Origin of the sequence: Nonomuraea sp. NPDC050540 (genome assembly GCF_044457485.1) — a bacterium.
Taxonomy (GTDB): Bacteria; Actinomycetota; Actinomycetes; order Streptosporangiales; family Streptosporangiaceae; genus Nonomuraea.
Map to the genome: position 1 here is coordinate 335,079 of NZ_JBITHA010000009.1, position 25,920 is coordinate 360,998.

24 protein-coding genes are annotated in these 25,920 nt (G+C 71.3%); 9 read left to right on the forward strand and 15 right to left on the reverse strand.

The features are described from left to right. The first annotated feature begins 22 nt into the window (after positions 1-22). The gene (locus ACIBI5_RS30590; RefSeq protein WP_397252184.1) at positions 23-1,237 is read left to right on the forward strand and encodes an MFS transporter; all 1,215 of its coding nucleotides are present in this window, start codon (positions 23-25) and stop codon (positions 1,235-1,237) included. Between the two features lies 1 nt (position 1,238). On the opposite strand, the gene ACIBI5_RS30595 is transcribed toward ACIBI5_RS30590, so the two are convergent. Together ACIBI5_RS30595 and ACIBI5_RS30600 are read right to left on the reverse strand one after the other, a co-directional pair. Beyond that, a complete protein-coding gene (locus ACIBI5_RS30595; RefSeq protein ID WP_397252185.1) occupies positions 1,239-2,135 on the reverse strand; it encodes a cation diffusion facilitator family transporter in 897 nt (298 codons plus the stop codon). Continuing rightward, positions 2,135-2,539 carry a metalloregulator ArsR/SmtB family transcription factor gene (locus tag ACIBI5_RS30600; RefSeq protein ID WP_184957820.1) on the reverse strand — a complete coding sequence of 135 codons (405 nt, stop codon included), beginning with the start codon at positions 2,537-2,539 and terminating at the stop codon, positions 2,135-2,137. Before ACIBI5_RS30600 ends, ACIBI5_RS30595 begins: the two co-directional genes overlap by 1 nt. 94 nt (positions 2,540-2,633) lie before the next feature. On the opposite strand from ACIBI5_RS30600, the gene ACIBI5_RS30605 reads away from it, so the two are divergent. The 3 genes from ACIBI5_RS30605 to ACIBI5_RS30615 all read left to right on the forward strand — a co-directional run bounded on the left by ACIBI5_RS30605 (position 2,634) and on the right by ACIBI5_RS30615 (position 5,414). Beyond that, positions 2,634-4,016 carry a DNA-3-methyladenine glycosylase 2 family protein gene (locus ACIBI5_RS30605; RefSeq protein ID WP_397252186.1) on the forward strand — a complete coding sequence of 461 codons (1,383 nt, stop codon included), beginning with the start codon at positions 2,634-2,636 and terminating at the stop codon, positions 4,014-4,016. Further along, positions 4,013-4,513, forward strand: a complete 501-nt coding sequence (locus ACIBI5_RS30610) for a methylated-DNA--[protein]-cysteine S-methyltransferase (protein WP_397252187.1) — start codon at positions 4,013-4,015, stop codon at positions 4,511-4,513. The genes ACIBI5_RS30605 and ACIBI5_RS30610 overlap by 4 nt, the downstream gene beginning before the upstream one ends. A gap of 70 nt (positions 4,514-4,583) precedes the next feature. Beyond that, positions 4,584-5,414 carry a hypothetical protein gene (locus ACIBI5_RS30615; protein ID WP_397252188.1) on the forward strand — a complete coding sequence of 277 codons (831 nt, stop codon included), beginning with the start codon at positions 4,584-4,586 and terminating at the stop codon, positions 5,412-5,414. A 50-nt stretch (positions 5,415-5,464) separates the two neighbouring features. On the opposite strand, the gene ACIBI5_RS30620 is transcribed toward ACIBI5_RS30615, so the two are convergent. Beyond that, complete coding sequence (locus tag ACIBI5_RS30620; protein ID WP_397252189.1) at positions 5,465-6,622, reverse strand: MFS transporter; 1,158 nt, start codon at positions 6,620-6,622, stop codon at positions 5,465-5,467. A gap of 88 nt (positions 6,623-6,710) precedes the next feature. Between ACIBI5_RS30620 and ACIBI5_RS30625 the strand changes: the two genes are divergently transcribed. Further along, positions 6,711-7,148 carry a MarR family winged helix-turn-helix transcriptional regulator gene (locus ACIBI5_RS30625; protein ID WP_397252190.1) on the forward strand — a complete coding sequence of 146 codons (438 nt, stop codon included), beginning with the start codon at positions 6,711-6,713 and terminating at the stop codon, positions 7,146-7,148. Here ACIBI5_RS30625 and ACIBI5_RS30630 read toward each other — a convergent pair. The 12 genes from ACIBI5_RS30630 to ACIBI5_RS30685 all read right to left on the reverse strand — a co-directional run bounded on the left by ACIBI5_RS30630 (position 7,145) and on the right by ACIBI5_RS30685 (position 17,290). After that, on the reverse strand, positions 7,145-8,062 hold the full coding sequence (locus tag ACIBI5_RS30630; protein ID WP_397252191.1) for a hypothetical protein: 918 nt from the start codon (positions 8,060-8,062) through the stop codon (positions 7,145-7,147). The two genes, ACIBI5_RS30625 and ACIBI5_RS30630, sit on opposite strands and share 4 nt — an antisense overlap. Beyond that, a complete protein-coding gene (locus ACIBI5_RS30635; protein WP_397252192.1) occupies positions 8,059-8,637 on the reverse strand; it encodes a hypothetical protein in 579 nt (192 codons plus the stop codon). The genes ACIBI5_RS30630 and ACIBI5_RS30635 overlap by 4 nt, the downstream gene beginning before the upstream one ends. Then, positions 8,634-11,366 carry a BTAD domain-containing putative transcriptional regulator gene (locus ACIBI5_RS30640; protein ID WP_397252193.1) on the reverse strand — a complete coding sequence of 911 codons (2,733 nt, stop codon included), beginning with the start codon at positions 11,364-11,366 and terminating at the stop codon, positions 8,634-8,636. The genes ACIBI5_RS30635 and ACIBI5_RS30640 overlap by 4 nt, the downstream gene beginning before the upstream one ends. 74 nt (positions 11,367-11,440) lie before the next feature. Next, positions 11,441-11,854: a pilus assembly protein TadG-related protein gene (locus ACIBI5_RS30645; protein WP_397252194.1), complete on the reverse strand. Its 414-nt coding sequence runs from the start codon at positions 11,852-11,854 to the stop codon at positions 11,441-11,443. Next, a complete protein-coding gene (locus tag ACIBI5_RS30650) occupies positions 11,851-12,219 on the reverse strand; it encodes a TadE family protein (RefSeq protein WP_397252195.1) in 369 nt (122 codons plus the stop codon). The genes ACIBI5_RS30645 and ACIBI5_RS30650 overlap by 4 nt, the downstream gene beginning before the upstream one ends. A gap of 10 nt (positions 12,220-12,229) precedes the next feature. Further along, complete coding sequence (locus tag ACIBI5_RS30655) at positions 12,230-12,655, reverse strand: TadE/TadG family type IV pilus assembly protein (RefSeq protein WP_397252196.1); 426 nt, start codon at positions 12,653-12,655, stop codon at positions 12,230-12,232. Beyond that, entirely contained in the window at positions 12,639-12,872 is a 234-nt protein-coding gene (locus ACIBI5_RS30660; protein ID WP_379609969.1) for a hypothetical protein, read from the reverse strand. Before ACIBI5_RS30660 ends, ACIBI5_RS30655 begins: the two co-directional genes overlap by 17 nt. Then, positions 12,872-13,792 (reverse strand): type II secretion system protein, encoded by a 921-nt coding sequence (locus ACIBI5_RS30665; RefSeq protein ID WP_397252197.1) that lies wholly within the window; start codon positions 13,790-13,792, stop codon positions 12,872-12,874. Before ACIBI5_RS30665 ends, ACIBI5_RS30660 begins: the two co-directional genes overlap by 1 nt. After that, positions 13,785-14,654 (reverse strand): type II secretion system F family protein, encoded by an 870-nt coding sequence (locus ACIBI5_RS30670; protein WP_397252198.1) that lies wholly within the window; start codon positions 14,652-14,654, stop codon positions 13,785-13,787. The genes ACIBI5_RS30665 and ACIBI5_RS30670 overlap by 8 nt, the downstream gene beginning before the upstream one ends. Then, positions 14,654-15,922 carry a CpaF family protein gene (locus tag ACIBI5_RS30675; RefSeq protein WP_397252200.1) on the reverse strand — a complete coding sequence of 423 codons (1,269 nt, stop codon included), beginning with the start codon at positions 15,920-15,922 and terminating at the stop codon, positions 14,654-14,656. The genes ACIBI5_RS30670 and ACIBI5_RS30675 overlap by 1 nt, the downstream gene beginning before the upstream one ends. Beyond that, positions 15,919-16,635 carry a hypothetical protein gene (locus tag ACIBI5_RS30680; RefSeq protein WP_397252201.1) on the reverse strand — a complete coding sequence of 239 codons (717 nt, stop codon included), beginning with the start codon at positions 16,633-16,635 and terminating at the stop codon, positions 15,919-15,921. Before ACIBI5_RS30680 ends, ACIBI5_RS30675 begins: the two co-directional genes overlap by 4 nt. Position 16,636: 1 nt before the next feature. Continuing rightward, positions 16,637-17,290, reverse strand: coding sequence for a hypothetical protein (locus tag ACIBI5_RS30685; protein ID WP_397252202.1), 654 nt, complete (start codon positions 17,288-17,290; stop codon positions 16,637-16,639). Positions 17,291-18,402: 1,112 nt separating this feature from the next. Here ACIBI5_RS30685 and ACIBI5_RS30690 point away from each other — a divergent pair. The 4 genes from ACIBI5_RS30690 to ACIBI5_RS30705 all read left to right on the forward strand — a co-directional run bounded on the left by ACIBI5_RS30690 (position 18,403) and on the right by ACIBI5_RS30705 (position 25,571). After that, a complete protein-coding gene (locus tag ACIBI5_RS30690) occupies positions 18,403-23,352 on the forward strand; it encodes an FtsK/SpoIIIE domain-containing protein (protein WP_397252203.1) in 4,950 nt (1,649 codons plus the stop codon). 555 nt (positions 23,353-23,907) lie between these two features. Continuing rightward, positions 23,908-24,201 carry a hypothetical protein gene (locus ACIBI5_RS30695; RefSeq protein WP_397252204.1) on the forward strand — a complete coding sequence of 98 codons (294 nt, stop codon included), beginning with the start codon at positions 23,908-23,910 and terminating at the stop codon, positions 24,199-24,201. Further along, on the forward strand, positions 24,194-25,171 hold the full coding sequence (locus ACIBI5_RS30700) for a hypothetical protein (protein WP_397252205.1): 978 nt from the start codon (positions 24,194-24,196) through the stop codon (positions 25,169-25,171). Before ACIBI5_RS30695 ends, ACIBI5_RS30700 begins: the two co-directional genes overlap by 8 nt. Further along, entirely contained in the window at positions 25,155-25,571 is a 417-nt protein-coding gene (locus tag ACIBI5_RS30705) for a YbaB/EbfC family nucleoid-associated protein (RefSeq protein ID WP_397252206.1), read from the forward strand. Before ACIBI5_RS30700 ends, ACIBI5_RS30705 begins: the two co-directional genes overlap by 17 nt. Positions 25,572-25,920: the final 349 nt, after the last annotated feature.

Sequence of the window (25,920 nt, forward strand, 5' to 3'; positions counted from 1 at the left end):
TCAGTTCACCATCGTGGGCGGCGTGAAGACAACCTCGTTGCTGCTTGAAGCCGGATTCCGGAACCTGTACCTCGGCTCGGCCGTGAGCGCTTTCGGGGCCCAGGTGGGATATGTCGCCCTGCCGCTGCTGGCCGTGACCACGCTGCACGCGGGCGCCGGTCAGGTGGGGCTGCTCAGCGCGCTGGCCACGATCTCGGTGCTGGTCGTCGGGCTGCCGGCCGGGGCGTGGATCGACCGGATGCGCAAGAAGCCCCTGATGATCGTGGCCGATCTCGTGCGGGCCGTCCTGCTGGCCTCCGTGCCGGTGGCCGCCTGGCTCGGCGGGCTGACGATGGAGCATCTGTACGCCGTGGCCGCGCTGACCGGTGTGGGCACGCTCTTCTTCGACGTGGCCGCACAAAGCCTCGTGCCCAGGCTGGTCGGCAGGGAGCGGCTCACCGAGGCCAACTCATTGCTGGTCGGCACGAACGCGGCCATGGACATCTCCGGCCGCAGCTTCGCCGGAGTGCTCGTCGGCGCGGCGGGCGCCCCGGCGGCCGTGCTGCTGAACGCGGCCGGCTACCTCGGCTCCGCGTTGTTCCTGCGCGGGGAGCCCGGCATCGAGACCCCGCCCGCCCCCGGCCCGCGGCCCAGGCTGGCCACGCAGATCGGCGAGGGCGTGCGCTTCGTGCTCGGCCATGCCACGCTGCGGCCGATCGTGCTGCAGGGCGCGATGACGAACCTGGGCTTCCCGCTGTACTCGGTTCTGCTGCCGGTGCTCGTCGTCTCCCAGCTCGGCTACCCCGAATGGGTGCTCGGCCTGTACCTGGCCGTGGGCGGCGTCGGCACGCTGGCCGGTTCGGCCACCGCCCACCACGTCGGCGCCCGCCTCGGCCGCGGCCGCGCGGTGTGGATCGTCTCCTTGATCACGACGCCCGCGTCGCTGCTGGTCCCGCTGCTGAACGACGGCGCGTGGATCTGGGTCTCGGCCGCCGCCTGGTTCGCGCTCACCTACCGCACCGGGCTCAACAACGTGCTGCTGGTCAGCTTCCGCCAGCGCGTGACGCCGGATGAGATGCTCGGGCGCGTGAACGCCACCATGCGCCTCATCCTCATGGGCGCCGTCGGCATCGGCGGCCTGCTCGCGGGCCTGGTCGGCGAGCTGTGGGGCGTGCGCGCCGCGCTCTGGGCGGGCGCGCTGTTCATGTCCCTCAGCTGGGTGCCGATCTACTTCTCGCCGCTGCGCGCCGAGCGCTGAGTCACCAGCCGATCTCGTCGCAGCCCTTGTGGTTGGCGGGCTCCACCTGCAGCGTCGCGTGCGCGACCCCATGCCGGGCGCGCAGCACGTCACGAGCCTGATCCAGTACGGCGTGGCTGCGCGACTCCTCGGCGACCAGGTGCGCGGTCGCCACGTGCATGCCGGAGGTGAGCGTCCACAGGTGCAGGTCGTGGACGTCCTCGACACCTTCGATGGCCGCGAGATCGCCCGCGACCTCGTCGGCGCTCATGCCCTCCGGCACATGCTGGCCGAGTACGGCGAAGACCTGCTTGCCCAGCCCGACGGCCCGGATGGCGACGAACGCGCCGATGGCCAGCGCCACGAGCGTGTCCCAGACGGGGTTGCCGGTGGAGGAGACGAGCCAGCCGGCCACGATGACGCCGACCGAGCCGGCCGTATCGGCCATGACCTCCAGGTAGGCGCCCTTGACGTTGAGGCTCTCCGAGGCGCCGCTGCGCAGCAGGAACAGCGCGACCAGGTTGATCAGGAGGCCGATGGCGCCGACGATCATCATCGGGCCGGTGGATATCTCGGCCTGCTCGCCGATCCGGCCGATCGCCTCGGCCACCACGTACACGGCGACGCCGATCATCAACGCGACGGCGAGAAGTGAGGCGAAGACCTCGGCGCGGTAGGAGCCGTAGCTGCGCCGGCCGGTGGTGTCCGGTCTGCTCGCGATCCGCGTGGCCACCAGGGCCGCGCCGAGCGTCACCACGTCCGCGGCCATGTGGCCGGCGTCGGACAGCAGCGACAGCGAGCCCGTGATCAGTCCGAAGATCAGCTCGACCACGAAGAACGAGCCGATCAACACGAAGGAGACGACCAGCCGCCAGCGGTGCTTGGCGCCCGCGTGGCCGTGTCCGTGTCCCGCTCCCATCAGTCGTTCCCTCCACGCTCGGGATGAATGGCCTGCGTGTGCCCGGTGTGGGCGATCGCCAGATCAAGCAGCATCCGCACGTGCGCGTCCTCCAATCGGTAGTAGGCCATCCGGCCGGCGCGGCGGACCGCGACGACCCGGTGCGCGCGCAGCAGCCGCAGGGCGTGGGAGACGGCAGATTCGCTCTGGCCCGTCACCGCGGCGAGGTCGCACACGCACAGTTCGCCATCCAGGAGGGCGAGCAGCAGCCGCAGCCGGTTGGGGTCGCCGAGGAGCCCGAACACCTCTGCCGTGTCGGCGAGGTCTTCCTGGCCCGGCATCCGCGAGCGCACGGACTCCACCCGCGGCGCGTCCACGACCCTTACCGTGCAGCCATCGATCTGCACCTCTGAATAGCTGTTCATATGAGAAGGCTAGCGGAAGTTGTCTTCTTTCTGTCAATGCATACGTCTGATTTCCGCCAGTCGCCAATCCTGTCCGGCACATACTGTCGATGACATGGCACCTGTAGAGCTCGACTTCGACTCCTGCTACCGGGCGGTCTCCGCACGGGACGCCCGGTTCGACGGGCGCTTCTACACCGCGGTGAAGACGACGCGCATCTACTGCCGACCGATCTGCCCGGCGCGCACCCCCGCCTCGCGCAACGTGCGCTTCTACCGGCACGCCGCCTCCGCCGAGGCGGCCGGATTCCGCCCCTGCAAGCGCTGCCGGCCCGAACTCTCCCCCGGCGACCCCGGCTGGGACCTGCGCGGCGACCTCATCGGCCGTGCGCTGCGCCTCATCGACGACGGCGCGGCCGACGACACCGGGGTGGCCGGGCTGGCCAAGCGGCTGCACATCACCGAGCGCCACCTGCACCGGCTGTTCGTGACCGAGCTGGGCGTCGGGCCGCTGGCCGTGGCCAGGACCCGGCGGCTGCTGCTGGCCAAGCAGTTGCTGACCGAGACGGGGCTGCCGGTGACGGAGGTGGCGTTCGCCGCGGGGTTCGGCAGCGTGCGGCAGTTCAACGCGACCATGCGGGAGACCTACGGCTTCACGCCCAGCGAACTCCGGGCCACCGCGGGACCTTTGTCCGAGTCGTCCGCCGCGGGGTTGCGGCTGCGGTTGCACCGGCGGGAGCCGTACGACGTGGAGGGGATCTTCGCGTTTCTGGCCAGCCGGGCGATTCCCGGTCTGGAAAGCGTGGACGGGCTCTCCTACACCCGGCTGGTGGCGGGCGGGACGCTCACGCTGACACCGGGGCCGGGCGTGTTCCAACTGGACGTCAAGCTGGACGACACCCGCCAACTGGCCCGCGTCGTGGCCCGCTGCCGCCGGCTGCTCGACCTCGACGCCGACCCGGACGCGATCGCCTCGGCCTTGGGCGCCACCTCCCTGGAGCCCCTGGTCACGGCCCGTCCAGGACTGCGGGTCCCGGGCACGTTCGACGGCTTCGAGCTGGCGGTACGCGCGATCGTCGGCCAGCAGATCTCGGTGGCCGGAGCCCGCACGCTCCTGGGCCGGATCGTCACGCGGCACGGCCCGCTGTTCCCGAGCGCCGCCGTCCTGGCCGAGGCCGACCTGGATGGCCTGGGCTTCACCACCCGTCGCATCGCGACCATGAAAGACCTGGCGGAACGGGTCGCCGACGGCCGCATCGACCTCGACGGCGGCCAGGAACCCGGGCACGCGGTGGCCGAGCTGCTGAAGGTTCCCGGAATCGGCCCGTGGACCGCCGCGTACATCGGGCTGCGGGCGCTGCGCGACCCCGATGCCTGGCCCACGGGCGACCTCGTACTGAACAAGCGCATGGCCGCCCTGGGCATCCCCGCCGACCACATCGAGCGCTGGCGCCCGTGGCGCGCCTACGCCGCCCTACACCTGTGGAGCTCCAAATGATCGAAGCCCAAATCCTGCCGACTCCCGCCGGCCCGCTCGCGCTCCTCGCCCGCGAGGGCGTCCTGGTGGCGGCGGGCTTCACCGCCGACCCGATGGAGATGTTCACCCGCCTGTCGCCCGACCTCCAGCCCGAAGGCCTGGACGTCGTGGACGACCTGGGCGACATCACCCGCCTGACCCTGGCCTACCTCGACGGCGATCTGGAGGCCATCGACACCCTGCCCGTCGCCCAGCCCGGCACCCCGAAGCGCCAGGCCCTGCACAAGGCACTGCGCGAGGTGAAGCCCGGCACCACCGTCACCTACGGCGAACTCGCCGAACGCGCCGGCCTCCCCCGCACCGCGGCCCGAGCCGCCGGCACCGCCTGCGCCCAGAACCTGATCGCCCCCTTCGTCCCGTGCCACCGGGTCCTTCCCGGCAGCGGGGGCTATGGCGGGTATTACTACGGCACGGCGGTGAAGGAGTGGCTGCTGGCGCATGAGTCGGCAAAGATCTGAAACACTCCGTCATCTGACACCAACAGTCCGTAATCTTTACTCCATGCCGTCATTGGCTCACGAGTCCCTCGTGGACCTGTTCAGAAACCACCCCCTGCTCGCATCCACATTGGTGGGCGAACACGGCGTGGACATCCCCTCCCACGATCAGGTCAGCTTGGAGTCGGGCGACTTTCCCGACATCAGGCCAACCGAGTATCGCGCCGACGCCGTCATGGTGCTCCGGCGCAGGAAAGAGGCACAACTCGCCGTTATCGTCGAGGTCCAGCTCAAGCACGACCCGCGCAAGGAGTGGTCATGGCCGGTCTACATGACGACCCTGCGCGCCCGGCTGAAATGCCCGGTCGTCCTCTTGGTCGCCTGCCCCTGCCCCAACGCCACCAAGCGGTACAGCGCGCCCATCCCCCTGGGGCATCCGGGCATGACCCTGCTCCCGCTCATGGTCGGGCCAGGGTCGGTTCCCGTGATGTCCGACGTCAAGGAGGCGATCGAGCGGCCGGAGCTCGCGACGCTGTCGGCCATCATGCACAGCAAGACCGCAGACGCCGCTGTATCGTTCGACACGTTCCGGCAGATGCTCGCATTCCTGCCCGTCGAGCAGCAGCCCGTCTACTGCGACGCAGTGCTCGGAGGACTAACCTATGAAGTAGCCATCGCGTTCTGGAGGGAACTCATGTCCGTGGCGACCCAGAAGTTCAAGAGCCCGATCATGCAGAAGTTCCAAGCCGAGTGCATAGCCAAGGGTGAGGCGGAGTCCATCGTCAAGTTCCTGCGCGGCCGTGGCGTCGAGGTCACGGAAGACGCCGAGCACCGCATCCTGAGCTGCGATGACACTGAGCAGCTCGACTCCTGGCTGACCGGTGCCATCACCGTCAGCCACGTGGACGAGCTTTTCGACTGAGCACGTAGCAGAGCAGGAGGGTCCCGGTTCTGGGCCCTCCTGCTCTGTATTCAGGCGGTGGCCAGGGTGTGGCGGCGGGCCTGGACGCCTGCCAGACCGGCCACTCCCAGGCCCACCAAACCCAGGAGGGCGGCGGTCCAGGCGGGTGAGGTGTAGCCGAGGCCCGCGTCGATGGTGAGGCCGGCCGCGAAGGAGCCGATGGCGTTGCCCACGTTGAAGGCGCCGATGTTGGCTGCCGAGGCCAGGGTCGGGGCGCCGGCGGCGGCGTCCAGGACTCTGGTCTGGAGGGGCGGGACGGTGGCGAAGGCCGCCACCCCGAACAGCGTGATGGCCGCCACGAAGGCGATCTGGTTGCCGGCCAGCCAGGCGACCACCACGGCGAGCAGCGTCAGCGCGGCCACGGAGCCGTAGATGGCGGGCATCAGTGCCCGGTCGGCCAGTTTGCCGCCGATGATGTTGCCCACGACCAGTCCGACGCCGAACAGGGCCATGACGACGGGGACGGCGCCGGGCGAGAAGCCGCCGACGCCGGTCATCATCGGGGCGATGAAGGTGATCACCGCGAAGACCGGGGCGAAGCCGAAGACCGTCATGGCCAGGGCCAGCCATACGCCGCCCTTCTTGAACGTGGCCAGTTCCGCGCGCAGGCTCACCGGCCGGCGGTCCTGGCGCGGGACCAGGGCCAGGACTCCCGCCAGGCCGATGACGCCGATCACGACGACGACCCAGAACGTGGAGCGCCAGCCGTACGCCTGCCCGATCCAGGTGCCGAGCGGGACCCCGAGCACGTTCGCGAGCGTCAGGCCGGTGAACATCAGCGCGATCGCGCTGGCCCGCTTCTGCGGCGCGACGAGGTCGGCGGCGACGACGGAGCCGACGCCGAAGTACGCGCCGTGCGAGAACGCGGCCAGGAGGCGGCCTGCCATCAGGACGCCGTAGTCGGGCGCCAGGGCCGACAGCAGGTTGCCGGCGATGAACAACAGCATCAACGCGAGCAGCATGGTCTTGCGTGACCACCGGCCGCCGAGCATGGTCAGCGGCGGCCCTCCGACGGCGACGCCCAGGGCGTATCCGGAGACGAGCAGGCCGGCGGCGGGGATGGTGACCCCGAAGTCGTGGGCCATCTCGGGGAGCAGGCCGTTGATGATGAACTCGGTGGTTCCGATGCCGAAGGCGCTGATCGCGAGCGCGAACAAGGCGAGAGGCATAGAATATCCCTTAGACGACGTTAGTGAGCGTATGCATTAGTTGCACGCGCCGACTATATGAGCACACAACGAGCTGAGGGGTCAAACCATGGCCATCGCCGACGACGCCGTGGAAGCTCGCGCCCAGGGCTGGCGCACGCTCGCCGCGCTGCACGCCCGCATCGAGGAGCGCCTGGAGAAGTCGCTGCAGAAGGGGCACGGGCTGAGCGTGAGCGAGTACACCGTGCTGGACGTGCTCGACCGGCAGGACGGCTGGCACATGCGCATGCAGCAACTGGCCAGGGCGGTCGTCCTGAGCCAGAGCGCCACCACCCGGCTGGTCACCAGGCTGGAGAACCGCGACCTGCTGCGCAGGTACCTGTGCGAGGACGACCGGCGCGGCATCTACTCCGAGGTGACGCCCGCCGGCCGCGCGCTCCTCGCCGAGGCGAGTCCCACGCACGACGCCGTGCTGAAGGAGGTGCTCGACGAGGCCGCGCGGCTACCCGAGCTCGCCCCGCTCGTCAGCGTGATCGCCGACCGCTAGGGCCGGACCGTGCTCTGGACCTCCCCCACGGGAACGTCGCGCCGCGCCTGGACCTGGACGGGCGCGTACTGGAACGGCACCACGTCGTCCACGACCTCCACCGGCCACACCGTGGTGACCGTGAGCACGTACACCTTGCGCGCCTGGTCGACGGAGGCCTGCAGGTAACGCACGCCGCAGGTGAACTCCCCGCCCTTCACGTACGGCCGGCCGCTCGTCCCGCACTGCTCGCGCACCTCGGCCCGCCGCTTGTCGGTGCCGGGGTCGATCTTGATGTCCTCCAGCGTCGCCCGCACCGTCGCCGACATGACGCCGGGGATCGAAGCCGTCACCGACCGGCTCGTCTCGCCCACGCCGTCCAGCCACACCCAGGTGGGCAGGTTGACGTAGCTCTTGGCGTCGGGGTTCAGCTTGACGTCCGGCTCCGGCACGGTCAGCGCGGCACGGGCGATCTCGGCCAGCTCGGCCAGCGTGATGCCCGACGGCGGGGTCGTACCCGGCGGAACCCAGACGAACTCATCCAGGCCGCCCCAGCACGCGCGGCCCCGCGAATCGGCCTCGTTGTAGGCGGGCGTCCACCAGCGGCCCGGCTGGCCGATCTTGTCCTTGAACTGCTTGAGGAACTTCTCGAACTGCTCCTCGGTCCCGTTCGGGTTCATGCGGAACCAGTACGCCCGCACGTCCTCCTGGGTCTTCAGCATCTCGTCGGCGCCGGGTCCCGGCTCGTACCAGCAGGGGCGTTTGAGCTGGTAGCCGTCGCTCTTGCCGCCCTTCACCCCGTTGCCGGTGATCACGATCTTGGAGTTCTCCAGCCGGACACCGGCGGTGCGGCCGTCCTGGAAGCCTTCGCCACGCGTGCCGCCGGGGTCGAGCAGCAGGACTCCCGCGGCCAGTACCGAGAGCAGGCGGTTCATCGGTCACACCCTTCGCTGCTGTGGCGGAAGTCCTTGACCCGCCAAACGCCGTCGTCGCCGCGGTGCGTGATCGCGGCCTGCAGGTAGGTCTCGCGCGTCCACGAGGGCTGGCGCGTGAAGGCCCGGCCGGTGCTCTTGGAGATCAGCCGCAGGCCGGTCTCGTCGACACACGCGTTGATCTGCGCGCCCTCGCCCATCCGCGCGCTCACGGCCAGCGCGTAGAGCTTCGCGGTGCCGGTCACCGAACTCCTGCCGAAGCCCTTCACCCAGTCGTAGGACTCCTTCGCGGCCGGCCCCTCGACCTGCTCCAGATAGGTGTCGTCGCCGCTGACCACCGCCCGCCACGAGTCCACGTAGTAGTCGGTGAACGTCTTCAGCAAAGGGTCGGCGGCCGCGGGCCACTCGACCTGGACCGTGAGCTTCTCGCCGACCTCGATCGTCTCCGTGGTCGGCGACGGTACGGCGGAAGCCGCCGACCCGGCGGGAGCGGGAGCGACCCTGGGCGTGTAGACCTTCTCCGGCTGCGCCGCGCACCCGGCGACCAGCAGGCACGACACGATCAGCACGCGCCTCATGCCGACGACTCCCTCACGATGTGGATCCGCCAGGACGGCAGCAGTTCGTCGATGAGCGCCTCGGTCTCCGGCGCCATTCCGCCGCCGTACGGGTGCGAGGACGACCTCCTGGTCAGCCCGTCGACGACGGCGCGCAGCCGTACCTGGTCGCCGGTGGCGTGGGTGGCGCGCAGCAGGTCGCGCCAGAGGCCCTCGTCGTCGGCTGCCAGCAGCAGCCCGGCCCGCGCGGCCGCGACGGCGGCGTCGGGCTCGCCGTGCGCCAGGCGGATCTCGCACAGCCGGTGGGCGGCGTCGGCGACCCCGGCCGCGACGTCGTACTCCAGCTCGTCGGCGGCCAGCCACGCGTATCTGCCGGGCGGGCGTCCGCTCAGCAACGGGCCTCTGACCAGCCCGAGGGCCTTGTCGAGTATGACGGCCCGCGCCGTGGCATCCCCGTGCGAGCGCCTGACCAGCTCGCGGAAGAGCACCCAGTCGGTACGCACGCCCGGCCCGAGCCGCAATCTCCCGGCGTCATCGGTGAACAGGTGTTCCTCGCCCAGCCAGTCGGCCACGCGGGCGATGGTCGCGTCCCTGACCATGGCCTGTACGCCACGCGGCCAGAGCACGCCGCCGAGCACCACCGGGTGCACGCCGCCGGGATGGGTGGCCAGGTAGATCAGCAGCTCGACGGCGATCGCCATCCGCCCGGCCTCCAGCGGTTCCGGGCCGATGACCTCGATCGGGCCGAGCAGCCTGATCTCGACGGCGGGGGGCTGCATCTCGTCCAGCGGCTCCGGGTCGGGCACGGCCTCGCCGTCGAGCTGCTCCGCCGTACGGAAGAGATCGATCAGGGCCTTGTAGTGACGCCGCGGCAGGAGCTGCGCGGCGACCTCGAAGCCGAGTTCGGCGATGCGGGCGCGGCCGTCGTCGGTGATCTCCAGCGTCCAGGTGGCGTGCGGCGACTCGCCGGGCACGACGTATCCGGCGGTGTCCTTGCGGGCCAGCAGCGCCAGGCGGCGCGCCTCCTCCTGGGTGGGCGCGACCGCCGACAGCAGGAAGTGGGCGTCGCGCGGGCTGCCGTTGACGCGCCCGGTGAGCACCTGCTCGCGCGGCGCGGCCGTGGCCTCCAGCTCGGGCAGCACCTCGGCGAGGCTGCCGACCGCCTTGATCCGGTCGGGGGCGATCGCGGTCAGCTCCTCGCCGAACCCGATCAGCGTGACGCGCATCCGGTCGGACCAGCGGTTGGTGGCCAGCTCCACGGCGAGCGCGCCGAGCGCCGCGGTCGTCTGCGCGCCGCGGATGTTGATCAGGCCCTGCGCCGCCTCCAGGTCGATCAGGACCCGTCCCGACTCGTCCGTGCCGAGCGAGACCAGCCCGGGGTACGGCGCGCCGCCCTGCTGGGCCGGTCCCCGGTCGGTCAGCAGGCGGCCCTCGTGCGCGTACAGCCGCCACACCTGGCCGCCGTCCTGGACCGTCCAGGGCGCGGGCGGGTCGTTGTCCGGCGGGTGGATCCACAGGTCGAGGTGGCGCGCGGACAGATGTGCGGCGTAAACGGTGGGCGGCGTGCGGTCCTGGGCCGCCAACTCCGCCCCGAGCAGGCGCAGGCCGACGTCGAGAATGCGGGTGCCCGGCGCGTCCGCGCCGAACCTCAGCGCCACCTCGGCCTTGGCGGCGTCGTCACGCGGTCGCACCACGCGATGGCCGAACGCGCGCCGCCACAGTTGTTCGCGCCTGCGCCTGCCCAGCACCACCAGCAGGCCCGCCGCCGCGAGCGACGCCCCCGCCAGGTAGTCCACCAGATCCAGCCCTTGGCTCATCTCCTCCTCGGGCATGGGCTGTTGCGGCGTTTCGCCTACTATTTCCGGCTTTTTCGTGATCTCGGGCTGGCTGGTCGTCTCCTTCTTGACCAGCGGCGCCTGCTCCTGCGTGGCCGACTTCTCCGCCTTGCCGGACACCCTGCCGACCGGCTCCGCGCGTCCCGGATGCTCGCGCAGCGTCTCCACCCGGCCCTGCCCGGCGGGCACGACGTGCACGTTGCGCGCGTCGTCCGGCATGTCCAGCACCCAGCCGGGCCGGATCAGGTCGGCCATCCGCAGCCGGGTGCCGTCGGGCTGCTCCTTGTGCTGGTTGAGCCGGTAGATCTCCGGATATCGCCGCCCGTCGCCCAGGCACTTCTCGGCGATCTCCCACAGGCTCTCGTGGTGGCGGCCGTGCGGCGGCTGCACCACGTACACCTTCTTGGCCTTCTTCGTCGTCTCCGCCTCGACGATCGGGGCCGCGAGCGCGACCGTCGCGATCGGGTGCGAGGCCGGCGGCGGTGCGCCCAGCCGGGCGATCGGCACCACGGCGGCGGAGGCGGTGAACAAGAGCAGCACCGCCGAGACCAGCTTGTTGGCCAGCACCTGAGTGCCGCCGGACAGGGGTACGCGGGCGGGCATCCCGACCCGTCGTACGCCCGCGTAGACCTCCACCACCACGCAGACCAGCAGTTGGAACCAGGCCAGCCACACCAGCAGGACCAGCAGCGCGACGATCGTGCTCGGCCCGACACGGCTGGTCAGCAGGTCGAGGTCGAGCAGTTCCGCGGTGATCGGCGGGCCCGCCAGCACGAGCAGCGCGTACGGCACGCCGCCCACGAGCGCGACCAGCACCACGAGCGCCCCGAGCCCGGCGAGCACGTCACCCGCGGTCCGCCTGGTCGGGATGCGCACGGGCGCCCGCCTGGGCCGCACCGGCTCTCGCGTCGGCATCGCCACTCCCTTCTCGCTCCAGCGTTGTCATGAACGGCCCGCCCAGGCCAGCGAGTGGCCGGTTTCGGTCTGGATCATCTGGCGTCCGGCGCCGCGGTGGCCTCGCCCTCCATCTCCGATCCGGTGAAGCCGAGCGCGCCGAGGAAGAAGGCGTCCCAGCGGACGGTCACGGTGACGCGTACCTCGGCGCCGCCGGAGACCGCGCAGTCGCCGCGCGCGACCTCGTCGGCGTCGTGCGCGGAGACCACCTCGTCGGCCCGCCCGCACACCTCGCTCTCGCCCAGCAGCCTGGCCTGCCCGGTGGCGCGCAGGTGCTCGACGTCGACCTGGTCGGCGGCGGCGCGCGCCGCCTGCTCGGCGATGTCGGTGGCGCGCAGCTTGGCGTTGATCGCGGCGCCGCCGTCCACGAGCAGCCCGGCCAGCAGGAACACCACGACCGAGAAGAGCACGGTGAACACCGACATCGAGCCCCGCTCGCCGCCGCTCATTCGACCCTCCTGAACTGCTCCAGCGGCACCACCGAGGTCCCGGTGAGCCGCTTGGTCGCGCCGAATCCGAGGAAGCCCAGGTCCAGCTCGCAACTGACCTCGGCGTGCACCTGGCCGCCCTCGGTCCACTCCGACCCGGACAGCGACACCTCGTGCGACTGGCACCTGCCCCTGAGCGCGTGCCCGGCCGACGACTTCGCGGCGGTCTCGGCCGTGTCCATGGTCCGCTGCACCGACGCGGCGCGGGCGGAGTCCCTGGCCGCGCCGTTCACCTCGCCTTGGGCCTCCACCAGCCGTCCGGCACCGACCAGGAACATGAGGAACAGCAGGAACACCGGCGCGAGCATGACCGTCTCGACCGCCATCGACCCCTGGTCACCTCTCATCGCAGTCCAGCCCGCCGTCGTCGGGACGGAAGCACTCGACCGGGCCGCCCGAGGTCGCGCTGACGGTGAACGCCAGTTCGGGCAGCAGCGGAATCACCTGGACGGCGGTGCCGGTCACGGTCACCCAGCGCTCGTCGGGCTCCCTGGTCGAGGTGGTGGCGTCGGCGCCGGTCAGCAGGCGCGGGCCGATCGCGCCGACCACGGCCTTGGCCTTGGCCTTGGCCGGTTCCTCCCAGGCTCCGCTCACGGGCGCCGACCTGGCGACCCGCGCGCCCTCCCTGGCCGCGGCCTCGGCCACCTGCCTGCCGTGGAACCAGAGCGCGACCTGCACGATGAGCAGGGCGACGGCCAGGATGACCGGCATGAGGAAGGCCAGCTCCACGACCGTGGCGCCGCGGTCATTCCTTGCCGCCACCGCCGCCACCATTGCCGAAGCTGTTCTGGATCTCGCTCTGCTTCTGCTCGACCAGAGTCTTGATCAACGTCGCCAGGCCCAGCGCGACTCCCGCGATGATCGCGGTAATGATCACCCATTCGACGGCCGAGGCGCCGCGCGAGGGTGCGGTGCGCGCGCGATGGACACGCACTCCCAGGTAGGCGACCAGGTAGACGACCCAAGGATGGTTCAGCATCACGACCCCAACATCTTCATAGCGGCGGGAAAACTGAGAAAGATCACAAAGCCCGCGCAGAGCAGCAGCTGGGCGACGAGCATCGACTGCGAGCGCTCGCCCGCCCGCCCCTCGATCTCGGCCAGCTCACGTCGGCGCAGGGTGGCGGCGCGGGCGGTGAGCGAGGCGCGCACCTTCGCGCCGTCGTCGGCCACCAGGCCCAGCGCGGCGGACAGGTCGCGCAGCTCGTCGACGTTGATCTCCTCGCCGAGCTGGCCGAGCGCCTGCCACGGGGTGATGCCGACGATCCGCGCGCCGCTCAGCGCGTCGCGGATGCGGGACATCGCCCAGTTGGGCTGCTCGCCGCTGACCGACACGGCCATGACCAGCGCTTCGGGTACGCCCCGTCCGCCGGCCAGGTTCATCGACACGAGGTCGAGGAAGGCGCCGACGACATGGCGGAAGTCACGCCGCCGGGCCGCCGCGTCCCGCCGTATCTGCAGGTCGGGCAGGAAGAAGAAGACCACGGCCACCACGACGGCCGCCCAGAACGGCATCGCCGGCGAGGTACCCCACTCCATGAGCACCAGCCAGCCGAGCAGCACGGGGAAGGCGAGCAGCCCGGCCGCCGCGAGCAGCACCTTGGTGGCCAGGAACCCCTCGAACGAGCGCCCGACCAGCGCCAGGTCCGCCCTGATCGAGCGCGCCTCCCAGCCCCGCGACAGCAGGAGGCGAGCCAGGCGCACGCCGAGCCCGCGGCGGAACGCGCTGACCTCCTCGTCGGGAAGGACGAGCTGCAGCCGGGGCGCGCCCGCGTCCTCGCGGACCGCGTCCAGCGCCAGCAACCGCGCCACCAGCCCCGGCCTGGCCGGGAACAGCGCCCGCAGCAGCAGGAAGGCTCCCAGCCCGAACGCGCCGCCCGCCAGCACACCCTCAACCATGCTTCACCGCCTGGGGTACGTCCGCGGCGACCTGCGGGGCCAGCAGCCGCGTCGGCTTGTCGAACCTCGCCAGGCGCCGCATCCACGCGAACCCGGCGCCGAACAACCCCGCCACCACGAGCAGCACGGCCTGCCCCAGCCACGAGCTGTACTCGCTGACGTAGGAGGGGTTGAACACCACCAGCAGCCCGGCGAAGACCAGCGCGGTGATCACCACGATCTGCACGCTGCGCCGGGTGGAGCGGCGTTCGGCCTCGACCCGTCGGCGCATGTCGAGTTCCTCGCGCGCCGAGACGGCCAGCGCCCCCAGCACGTCGCGCAGACCCGGCCCGCGCAGCCGCGAGTTGAGTATCAGCGCCGCCACCACCAGGTCGGCCGAGGGGTCGTCCAGCTCGTCGGCGAACAGCCGCAGCGCGTCGGGCAGCGCCATCCGGGAGTGCATCCGGTCGACCAGCGCGCGCAGGTGCGGCCTGAGCATCGGCGCGGCGGCCCTGATCGAGGCCGGGATGGCCTGTTCGAGCCCGGCGGCGCCGGCGATCGTGTCGCGCAGCGACTCGGTCCAGGCGGCCAGTCCTTCGAGGCGGCGCATCGCCCCGCGTTCCTCCGAGGCGCCCCCTGACAGCCCGCGCCACGCGAACACCAGCAGCACCGCCCCCACCGCGACCACCGGCCAGCCGGTGACCACCATGATCAACGCCGCGCTGACGCCGGCGATGGCGGTGCGGGTGGTCAGCATCCTGATGACCTCGCGCTTGGGCCTGCCGGGGTGGGGACGCATGCCGTACAGGGAAAGAAAGAGCAGGAACAGGCCGCCGCCGGTGGCGGCGCCCGCGAGCATCGTGAAGGGGTCGAGGTTGATCATCACCAGTTCCCCAGATCGGCCTGCACGGGAGCATGGGGTACGGCGTGGCCGTCGGGACCGGGCGCGAAGATCTCGCTCGACAGCACGCGGCCGTCGCAGCCGTTGACCTCGCGCACGCTGGAGACGAAACGGCGCAGGCTGCCGCCCTGGTCGTAGTCGTTGTGCTTCTCGATGAAGACGACGAAGTCGATGGCGCCGGCGATGAGCATGTGCGTGGCGTCGATGGGCAGGCGCTCGTTGGCCTGGAGGGCGTAGGTGGCGATGCGGTTGAAGACCTCCATGCTGGAGTTGGCGTGGATGGTCGACAGGGAGCCGTCGTTGCCCTGGGTCATCGCGTTGAGCATGGTGACGATCTCGTCGCCGAGGACCTCGCCGACGATGACGCGGCTGGGGTTCATGCGCAGGCTTCTGCGGACGAGCTCGGCCATGGTGATCTCGCCCTGGCCCTCGGAGTTGGGCAGGCGCTGCTCGAAGGCGACCACGTTCGGATGGAGCTCGGGGAACTGGTCGAGTCCCAGCTCCAGGGCGCGTTCGACGGTGATGAGACGCTCGCCGGAGGGGATCTCGTTGGCCAGGGCACGCAGGAGCGTGGTCTTTCCCGCGTTGGTGGATCCGGCGATCATGATGTTCTGGCGCGTGGCGACCGCCGCCTGGAGGAACCTGGCGATGTCCGGGGTCAGCGTGCCGTTGCCGACCAGGTCGGACAGGAACACCTTGCCCAGGCGGCTGCGGCGGATCGAGACGGCCGGCCGTACCGTGACGTCCATGACGGCGCTCAGCCGGGAACCGTCGGGCAGGCGCAGGTCGAGCTGGGGGTTGGCGGTGTCGAACGGGCGGCTCGACAGGCCCGAGTAGGCGGCCAGGATCTGGATGAGCTCGACGAGTTCGTCGTCGGAGTCGGCGACCGGCTCGTGCAGCGACTCGCGGCCGTCGGCGTAGGAGACGAAGACCTTGTCGTGGCCGTTGATGTCGATGTTCTCGACCTCGGTGTCGTCGAGGAGCGGCTGCAGGCGGCCGACGCCGAACAACGCCGCGTGGATGCCCGCGGCCAGCCCCTCCTCCTCCTCGATCGTCGGCGGGGTGCGGCCCATGCCGATCTCGCCGCGCGCGTGCTCCTCCAGGACCTGCGAGATGAGCGCCCTGGCGAACTGGCGCTCGTCCTCGCCGGTCATCGCGGGCAGGCCGTTGGCCTGGTCGATGCGGCGCTGGTGGGCCAGGCGGTCGCCCACTTCCTGGCGGAAGCGCTTGACCAGGGAGTGGTCGATCACTGGTGGTTCACCAGCCTTCCCGCCAGGTCGCGTGCCGTACGGATCAGGAGAGATCGGTCGAGGCGGCCGCCCCATTCGCCGCGTAGCAGTTCGGCGCCCTTGGGGTCGTCGGCCAGGCCGTGGACGAACGTGACGTTCGGGCCGACGACGCGGCGTACCTCCTCGATGGAGGCGCGGTAGCGGCGCGGGTTGGCGATCACCACGACGCCGTGGGCCTTGGTGATGGACAGGCGCTCGCGCAGGTGCGCGACGTGGTCGAGGCTGGGCCTGGTCAGCAGGACGGTCACCGCGGCCTCGTGGATGAGGTCGTTGACCTGTGGATAAGTTCCGAGGCGGCCGCAGTCGGCGATGACGTCGGCGTTGGGCATGCCCGCCAGCGAACGTCCCAGGGGTCCCCACAGCCACGTCAGGCCCGCCGCCTGCTCACCGTGCGTGAGCCCGGCCAGCACGTCGAGCCCGCCGACGATCTTCTGGGTGTGCTCGTGGATCTGGGCGGGTTCGATTCCCCTGCGGGCGACGGCGCCCAGGCTGAGCAGCCCCTTTCCCGGGTTGAGCACGCCGCCGTCGGCGGCCGGCAGCCGGTAGGCCAGATCACCTCCCGCGGGATCGCACTCGGCGAGCAGCACCGGCCGCGGCCACACGGCGGCCAGGGCCGTCGCGGCGGTGGTGACGCCCGGCGCGCCCTTGTCGGCGGCCAGCACGATCAGCGCCACGTCAGCGGGCCCCCGGGAGTTCGGCCACGGCGATCTCCCCGCTGGAGGCGTAGCCGACCACCTCGGCCGAGACGGCCGTGTCGACGATCACGGTGACCAGGCCCTTCTCCCCGACGCCGTGGACCAGCGCGCTCGCCGCGAGAACCCTGGACCGTTCGGTACCGCTGCGGCTGGGCACGTGCACGACCTGGACCCGGTCACCCTTTGTCAGGCCCTCTGGCATCTGCCCGGGTTTCAGCGCCAATCCCACCTTGGCCTTTCCCGGCCCGAGCTCCCTGCTGGCGTTTATCCCCATGTCACTCGTGAGCAAGGTGCCGGGCAGGATGGTGACGGCGGCAAACGATTTGATCACCTCTCCGCGCTGCGACCACGGAACGTAGTCAATGCCGGTGTCGGCGATCTGGACTTCTTCCAATGCCTGTTCGGTGAATTGCTGACCGGCGCCCACCTGCTGGATCACGCGGACCGCGGAAATACGGTCGCCGCTGCGCATCACCAGAAGCGTGGTCGCCAGGGCGCCGCCCAGAATCAGGAGGACGGCGAGGGCGGCCAGAGCGGGCTTACGCTCGCGTGGGGGTACGGGGAGCTTGCGCTCGGCGGAGAGCGCGCCACTTGGCCCCGCCGAATTCGTGGCGGGTTTCTCACTGGTCCTCATGGGTGGGGGGCTCCCATATGCGAAATTGTAGAATTCACGCCATTATGTGCATCCACGTGCGGGAGTGGGGCGGGAATGCGGTGACCAATGCTCGTTTCGCAGGTGGGGGCCTGTCAACACCAAATCGGTAGACCGGTTGGGTTGGGTTGGTTGATTCAGACCGAAATTTCGTGATACAGGGCGCAGAAATCACAGGCGTCACAGATGTCACAGTGCTGGGGATCTTGATGTGATATTTGGGGATCTTCTGAACGGGTTCAGGTTGTGGGATCATTCGGGCATGGCCAGTCGTGTGCGGTCGTTCCTTGCTCGTCCTGGTGTGCGGGCGTTTGTGGGGCGGGTGGCTTCTGCCCGGGTGTCGCGGAGGGTGGCCGGGAGGCTGCATCGGGCGGCGAGCGGGCTGGCGGCGGTGACCTCCGAGGTGGACGCCTATGCGGGCCTCCTGGAAGAAAAGGCCGACGCCCTCCACGCCAAAACCCACCCCCACAAATCCCCCTAACCTCCCCACCTCCCTTTCCCCCTCTCGCCCCCTCGGCCACGGCACCGACCCCGCCACGCCTCGCACCGCGCCCCCACCCCCCGCGCCCCGCACGAGCTTCCACGCCACGCCGACCCCGTCCTTGCCCGTCAGCACACCCCTCGCCGCACGCCCGCAGGCACTTCCTCGCCGGTCACGGTGTCCACGCCGCCCCTTCCCCGACGCCTCTCACGCTCCACAACGCCTCCCCTCCTTCCGCTCCCGGCGTCCACCACGCCCCCTCGCTCCGCCGGCTTTTCGCCGCCCCGCCGCCTCCTTCCACGCTCGAAATCGTCACTCTCCGTAATCGAGCGCTTGTCGCCGTTGTCCGCGCTTCCGGAGCGGCCGGGCGCGGCCCGGCACGCCCGTCGATCCCCAAGCTCCCCCTGGCCGAGGCCCTGGTCACAGCGTGCGTCCACAGGGTTATCCACAGGCCACGTCCCAAGTCCTGGCAAAATCTCCCCATGTTTTCCACAGGTCCGTTTCGTTGTCCACAGGCAAGCCCGATCATGCCCGTGCCGTCAATCCGCGGGCCTAACCTCACTTCTGGCGTTACCGTGACGCCGAGGTCCGACCCCCTGCGAGGAGACGGCACATGCGGATCATGCTCACCGTGCTCGGCGAGCAGGGCGACCGTGACGTGGTGGTCGAGCTCGACGACGGCGTCACCGTGGCCCGGGTGGCCGAGGCCCTCGACGGGGGGCGGGAGCCGCTGGCCAAGGTCGTCAAGCTGCCCCGGTCCCGGGCTCCTTATGGGATGTCGTCGGCGCCGCCGTACCCGCAGCGTCATGAGCGTGCGGTCCCGCGCGTCCCCGAGCAGCGCGAGCCCGAGCGGGGCGACGGGCTGGGGCAGGAGGGTCCGGCGCTGTGGCGCGGCGGGCGGCAGGTCGACTCGCGGGCGCTGGCCAGGGCGGTCCTCCACGACGGCGACCGGATCACGCTCGAACGCCATCTGGCCCGCGCGACCGTCACCGAGGAGCCGCTCGGGGTGGCCGAGGTGCGGATCGTGGGTGGTCCGGGGGCGGGAGCGGTCCACCGGCTGAGCCTGGGCTCCCATGTGATCGGCTCCGATGCCATGTGCGCGATTGCCGTACCGGATCCTGTGCTGGCGCCGGAGGCGGCGACGCTGCGGATCACGCCCGAGGCGATCACGATCGAGCCGGTGCGCAGGGAGCCGCCGCCGGGACCGCGGCGACGGCGGATCAAGGGCCGCTACGCCGAGGAGCTCACCGAGCTGGCCGAGCGCGACGACCAGCGCGAGGCCGACCGCTGGGAGGCGTCCGAACGCGCCCGTTATCTCGCGCCCGCCGACGACGACCTGCGTGCCGTCTGGCCCGGCGGTCCGCCCGAGCTCGACGGCAAGCCACTGGCCGAGGCCGCCGACTGGCCGGAGCACGCGTTGCTGACGTGCGGGTCCTCGGTGTTCGCGCTGGGTGCGGTGGAGCCGCGCGACGCCCATCTGGCGCCCGCTCCCGAGGGAGGTGTGGCGTACAACCGGCCGCCGAGGCTGCGGCGCCCCGAGCCGGAGCGCAGGTTCGAGCGGCCCGCGGAGCCGCGCAAGAACGAGGGGATGCGGCTGCAGTTGCTGGCCGCCTTTCTGCCCGCCGTGCTGGGAGTGGTGCTGACGCTGGTGCTGGGTCAGTGGTACTTCCTGCTCATCGCGCTGATGACCCCGCTGATCATGATCGGTCAGTGGTGGAGCGACCGCCGCCACGGCAGGAAGCAGCACCGCCAGGCGATGCGCGAGCATCAGGAGCGGCTGGCCGAGTACGAGCGGGTGGTCGAGCGGGCCCGCGCCGACGACGAGGTGGCACGGCGTTCCGACGCCCCCGACCCCGCCGAGGTGCTGCTGACCGCGACCGGCCCGCGCAGGCGGCTGTGGGAGCGGCGCATCCACGACCCCGACGCGCTGCGGCTGCGGGTGGGTCTGGCCGACCTGCCAGCCAACCTGGAGCTGGTCGAGGAGAGCGGCGGTGGGCGGCTGGACCCGCCGATGTGCGCCAGCGTGCCCGTGGCCCTCGCGATGCGCCGCCTCGGCGTCGCCGGGGTCACCGGTCCGCGCGAGACGTCGACCGCGCTGGCGGGCTGGCTGATCGGCCAGGCCGCGACCCTGCACAGCCCGCGTGACCTGGCCGTGGTGGTGCTGTCCGCGCATGCCGACGGGGAGCGGCGCTGGAGCTGGGTGCGCTGGTTGCCCCACTGCGCCCCGCGCGGCGGTGAGGACTGCCTCGTGCTGATCGGCGCCGATCCCGACTCGGCCGCGCGGCGCGTGTCCGAGCTGGCCGCCCTCATCGACGAGCGCCAGAACACCGCCATCCCCGAGCTCGGCAAGATCCCCACAGGCTGGGACGATCTGGGCGGCCCCGAGCCTCCCGCCTTCTCCACCTACGACGAGCGTCCCTACGACGTCCTGGTCGTCCTCGACGGCGCCCAGGCCCTGCGCGGGCTGGCGGGCATGCCGCAGGTTCTGCGCCACGGCCCGCGCGCGGGCGTCTTCACGCTCGCGCTCGACGAGGACCAGCGCCTGCTGCCCGAAGAGTGCGCCACGGTCGCGACGTGCGGAGCCGACGGTCTGGTACGCCTGCGCGGCGGCGGCCTGGACGCCATCGGCGCGGTGCTGGCCGACCAGGTGTCCCCGCAGTGGTGCGACCGGCTGGCCAGGTCGCTGGCGCCGATCCGCGACGTGAGCAGGGACGACCCGTCGGGCAACCTGCCGGAGTCGGTACGCCTGCTCGACCTGCTCGGCCTGCGTGCCCCTACCGGCCAGGACATTCTCGCCGGATGGCGCGACACCGGGTCCACCAGGGCGTTGATCGGCATGGGTCCTGATGGCGCGTTCCCGATCGATCTGCGCCTCGACGGTCCTCATGGGCTGGTCGCGGGCACGACCGGCGCGGGAAAGTCGGAGCTGCTGCAGTCGCTGATCTGCTCGCTGGCCGTGGCCAACCGGCCGGACCAGCTGGCGTTCGTCCTGATCGACTACAAGGGCGGGGCAGCGTTCAAGGAGTGCGCCCGGCTGCCGCACACGGTGGGCATGGTCAGCGACCTCGACGGGCACCTGACCCGGCGGGCGCTCGACTCGCTGGGCGCCGAGATCAGGCGACGCGAGCGGCTGCTGCTGGACGCGGGGGCCAAGGACATCGACGACTACACCGACCTCCGGCGACCTGACCTCCGGCGGCCGTCTCCCGGCGACCGGGACGTCACCGGCTCACGGCTCGGCAGGCCGTACGCGGCTTCCTCTGCGGACGGCCTGAGTCCTGGTGTGCCCGCCGGTCAGGCCCGGCTCGATCGGGGGCTGACCGGAGAGGCTCGGCTCGATCGGGATTTGTCCGGAAATGACCGGCCTGCGATGCCGCGACTGGTGCTGATCATCGATGAGTTCGCGGCGCTGGTGGCGGAGCTGCCCGACTTCGTCGCCGGGCTCGTCGACATCGCGCGGCGTGGCCGTTCGCTGGGCGTTCACCTCATCCTGGCGACGCAGCGACCGGCCGGGGTCGTGACGGCTGACATCCAGGCCAACACCTCGCTCCGGATCGCGCTGCGGGTGACGGAGCCGGTCGAGTCCACGGATGTGATCGACCTGCCTGACGCGGCCCACATCCCCAAGTCGGCGCCGGGCCGCTGTTACGTGAAGTCGGGGGCCGGGGCGGCGGTAGCCGTACAGACGGGGCGGGTGGGGGGTCGCGCGCCCGGCGCGGCCGCGGACGAGGACGGCAGGCGGCGCGCGGTCCGCGTGGTCGAGCTGGACTGGCGTGCCCTGGGCAGGTCGCTGCCCGCGGCCCCGGAACCCGCCGAGACCTCCGCCGTCACCGACCTCACCCTGCTGGCCGACGCTCTGACGGAGGCCGCCAGGCTGGCCGGCGTACCGCCCCAGCCGAGCCCGTGGCTGGAGCCACTGCCCGACCACCTCGTCCTCCCCTCCGACGGCGGCACCCCGCGTACCGGCGACTTCGACGGGGACATACCGCGGACCGGCCATTTCGACGGGGGCACCCCACGGACCGGCGACTTCGACGGGAGCACGCCGTGGCCCGGCGACTTCCGTGAGGTGGAACCGCTGGTGTTCGGCGCCACCGACCGTCCCTGGGCGCAGGACCGGCGGCCGCTCACCCTCGACCTCGCTCACGGCGGCCACCTGCTCATCGCGGGCGCCGCGCGAAGCGGCAGGTCCACGGCGTTGCGGACGATCGCGGGCGCCATAGCGGCCCGTACCTCCCCCGCCGACGTACACCTGCACGCCGTCGACTGCGGTTCCGGCGCCCTCCTCCCCCTGGTCGCGATGCCGCACTGCGGCGCCGTGGTCACCCGCGACCAACTGGACCGGGTCGAGCGCCTCCTGTCCCGCCTGCGCGCCGAGGTGGGCCGCCGTCAGCAGATCCTCGCCGAGGCCGGTCACGCCTCCCTGGCCGAATGCCGGCAAGCGGGGCACCGGCTTCCCTGGCTGGTGCTCATGCTCGACCGCTGGGAGGGGTACGTGGCCGCTTTTGAGGCGTACGACTACGGCCGGCTCACGGAAGCCCTCCTCCAGCTGCTGCGCGAAGGCCCGGCGGTGGGGTTGCGGGCGGTGGTGACCGGTGACCGTTCCAGCCTGCTGGGGCAGGTCTCCACGGTCTTCGACGACCGCCTGATCCTCCGCCTGGCCGACCAGGCGGACTACGCCCTCGCCGGCCTCCCCCTCAAGGACCTTCCCGCCGCCATGCCCCCCGGCCGCGCCCTGTCCACCGGCGAACACGGCGTGGTGGAGAACCAGATCGCCCTCCTGACCGAAGACCCGTCCGGCCAGGCCCAGGTGGCGACCCTGCAAGCATGGTCCAGAGAGGCCGCTCCCGCCGGCCTCGGCGAAGACCAGCGCCCCCTGCGCGTGGACGCCCTCCCCATGCGCATGACCGCCGACCAGGCCTTGGCCCTGCGCCCGTCCTTCACCGCCCCGTCGCCGCTGTGGGCCCTCCTCGGCGCGGGCGGCGACGCCCTGGCGCCCATGGGCATCGACCTCCTGGCCCACGGCCCAGGCGCGGTGATCGCCGGCCCGCCGAGATCCGGCCGCTCCTCGGCCCTGATGACCGCCGCCCACTCCCTGATCGCCCAGAACACCCCGGTGATCGCGGTGGTCCCCCGCCGCAGCCCGCTACGCGACCTCGAAGGCGCCGCGGCCATCCTGGACGGCAACGGCACCGGTCTCCAGGATCTGGTGGCCCCGCTGACGAGCTACGTGGTGATCGTCGACGACGCCGAACTCATCAACCCCGACGCCCCACTCGGCATGGCCCTGGACGAGATCCTCCGTACCGGCCGGGACGGCGACCATGGCCTGATCATCGCCGGCGCGACCGGCGACCTGGCGACGGCCTACCGCGGCTTCGTCGCCGAGGCCCGAAAGTCCCGCACCGGTCTCCTGCTGTCCATCCAGAGCCCGGCCGACGGCGACCTCTTCACGGTACGGCTCCCGCGCGGCGCCGTGGGCGGCCCCCCGGGCCGCGGCCTCCTCCTCACCATGGGCACCACCACCCCCATCCAAACCGCCCTCCCCACCCGGCCTTCGTAAGCTCCCACCCGCCTGAAGGGCCCGTTCGGAAATCCGCGACCGTTCCGTCACCCCGTTCCAGAGCACCGCACATGACATCCCCCAGCTCACATCACGGTGGGTTGCCGGCACGGGACGCGCCGCCCGGCCTGCCGGCACGGCGCACAGCCCGGGTTGTCGGTCGGCCCGGGTCCGGGAGCCTGGGAGAACTCGGCCATCGAGAAGTGGGACTACTCGGCCGCCGCGGGTTGGCAGGCAGGGGATCGAGGCTCGGCCGTTGTGGACTGGTTGGCGTGGGTCTGGGGTGTTGGCGGCGGGGTGTTGGGTCAAGGGGCTAGGTGGAGGCGTTGGGAACGCGTCAATGGGGTGTAGGGAGGGCGTCAAGATCGCTGAGGTGGGGGCGGTGGGGTGGTTGTGTTTGGGAGGAAGGGGGATGCAATGCCCGATCTTGGCAGCCTGCTCAATCACGGACACGCACGGCCCAGCGGCGCCCCGCCCGGGATGCGCGCGGACCAGCCGATGCGGAGGGATTCAGGACCAGACAACGAAGCGGCTCCGCGCCGGGGTGAGGCGGGGATGGACCGGGGGCGGGTACGGCGGCTGGCCGAGGATCTGACGGAGCAAGGGGTTCCGCCTCTGGCCCAGGCGCTGGAGAAGATCGTGGGGCTTCGGGTGATCGAGGCCGCGCCGACCGCGTTCACGCTGAGTCTGTTCGCCGCTTGTGCCGAGGCCGAGGGGTATCTGGCCCAGCGTGTACGGCGGCGCCTGCAACGGGTCACGGAAGCCGGCGCCAAGCTCATGGACGGACGGCAGAACTGGAAGCGGGGCGAGGATGCCAGCACGGTGTCGCCGGGGACGTTCGATGCCTGATCCCTGGCAGCGCGTCCCGGAGGCGACCGTTGCCGCGCTGGGCTATGGGAAGTACCTCGCGCATGCCAACATCGGGCTCGCCACCGCCGCCTGCGCGGTCGTGTGGGGCGGGTGGCCGTTGCTGGGCAAGCTTTATGTGCATCAGTACGACACGGGTGCCCTGGCGGCGGCGTACCAGGTGCTTGAGGATGCGGCCGGCGATCTCGGGGCGGGACGGACGAACATCGCGAACCTCGTGGCCGGGCTGAGTGCCGAGCAGTGGCCAGGGGATGATCGCCGGGACTTCGACGCCTGGATGCGCACGCTCGGCAGCGACCTGCTGTCCGAGGAGATGTCGGCCCGGCTGCTCGGGATCATGTTGCTGGTCAGTGCTTCGTTGTTGTTCGCGTTCATCGTCTACACCTCGGCGGTCGTGTTGCGGTTGGTATGGCTTGCCGTACAGGTGGCGCGAGCGTCGTTCGGCGGCGGGGTGGGGTTTCTCGCGGCGCAGGTGGCGGCGGGCAAGCAGGCGCGGGTGTTGTTCGCGCAGTTCCAGGCGCGGGAGGCGCGGCTGACGACGGCGCTCAACGGGATCGCGACGGCCATCGCCGCCGGACTGGGGGCCAAGGTCGCCAAGGACAGCCTGACCGGCGACCGGCAAGGACTGCTCGACCTGCGGCAGGCGACGATCAATCAGGGACCGGCGCTGGTGTGGGGGTTCGCCAACCATGTGGAGCGCAACCTGACGGCGAAGATGATGACCGGCCGTTCGCCGCTGTCCTCGGGCCGCGCGGGAACGGGCGCCAAGGGCCAACCCCGACCCATGCCCACATCTCCCCACGACCTGACCCCGACCAAGTGGCAACTCGGCGCCGCGGCCAAGGGCGCCATGGACGTGATCAGTGGCCGCATGCCCACCGGCTTCCTTCTGCCAGATCGCTACGAAAGCGGCGCGTACCAGGGATACGAGGACATTGAGCGACGACTCTAGGCATTCCTTCGGCTTCGACCCCGACGAGATGCACACCTTCACCGGCGACTTCCTCACGGCGCTCAGCCAGGTGCAGGAGGAGATGGCAGAGCTGACCGGCCAGGGACAGGCCGCGGACGGTCAGGTATCGGTGGCGTACTCGGAACTGGAGGGCGTCCACAACCTCAGAATCGGCCCGCGCGCGATGCGGCTGGGCGCCGACGTGCTCGCCGAGACCATCCTGGAGGCCATCGCGACCGCCAGAACCGACCTCCGCACCCAGGCCGCCGACCTGGTCACCGACTCCCTGGGCGCCACCTCCGGCCTCGAAGCCACGGTGACCACCCTGGCAACCTCCGCAGAAGACGCCCTGACCCGCAGCCTCCACAACACCACCACCCTCACCAACCGCCTCCGCTAGCCATCCCCACACCCGCGCAAAACCCCAAGCACCAGCCGGTACGGCAAGCCGCCCCGGCACGAGAGGCCGAGGCGCTGGCCCGGCACCGGCAAGGGCAGGGGATGCGGGACATCGGGCGTGAGACACCCGCAGAGCACAGGCCCAGGACGGCAGGCGCGCGCGGACACCCACAGAGCACGGGCCCAGGACGCCAGACGCGCGGCGCGCGGACACCCACAGAGCACGGGCCCAGGACGCCAGACGCGCGGACACCCGCAGAGCACGGACCGCGACGCCAGACGGGACACGAGGCACGGGAGACGAGGCGCGAGGCGCGAGGCGCCCGCAGAGTGCGGACCCAGGACGCGCG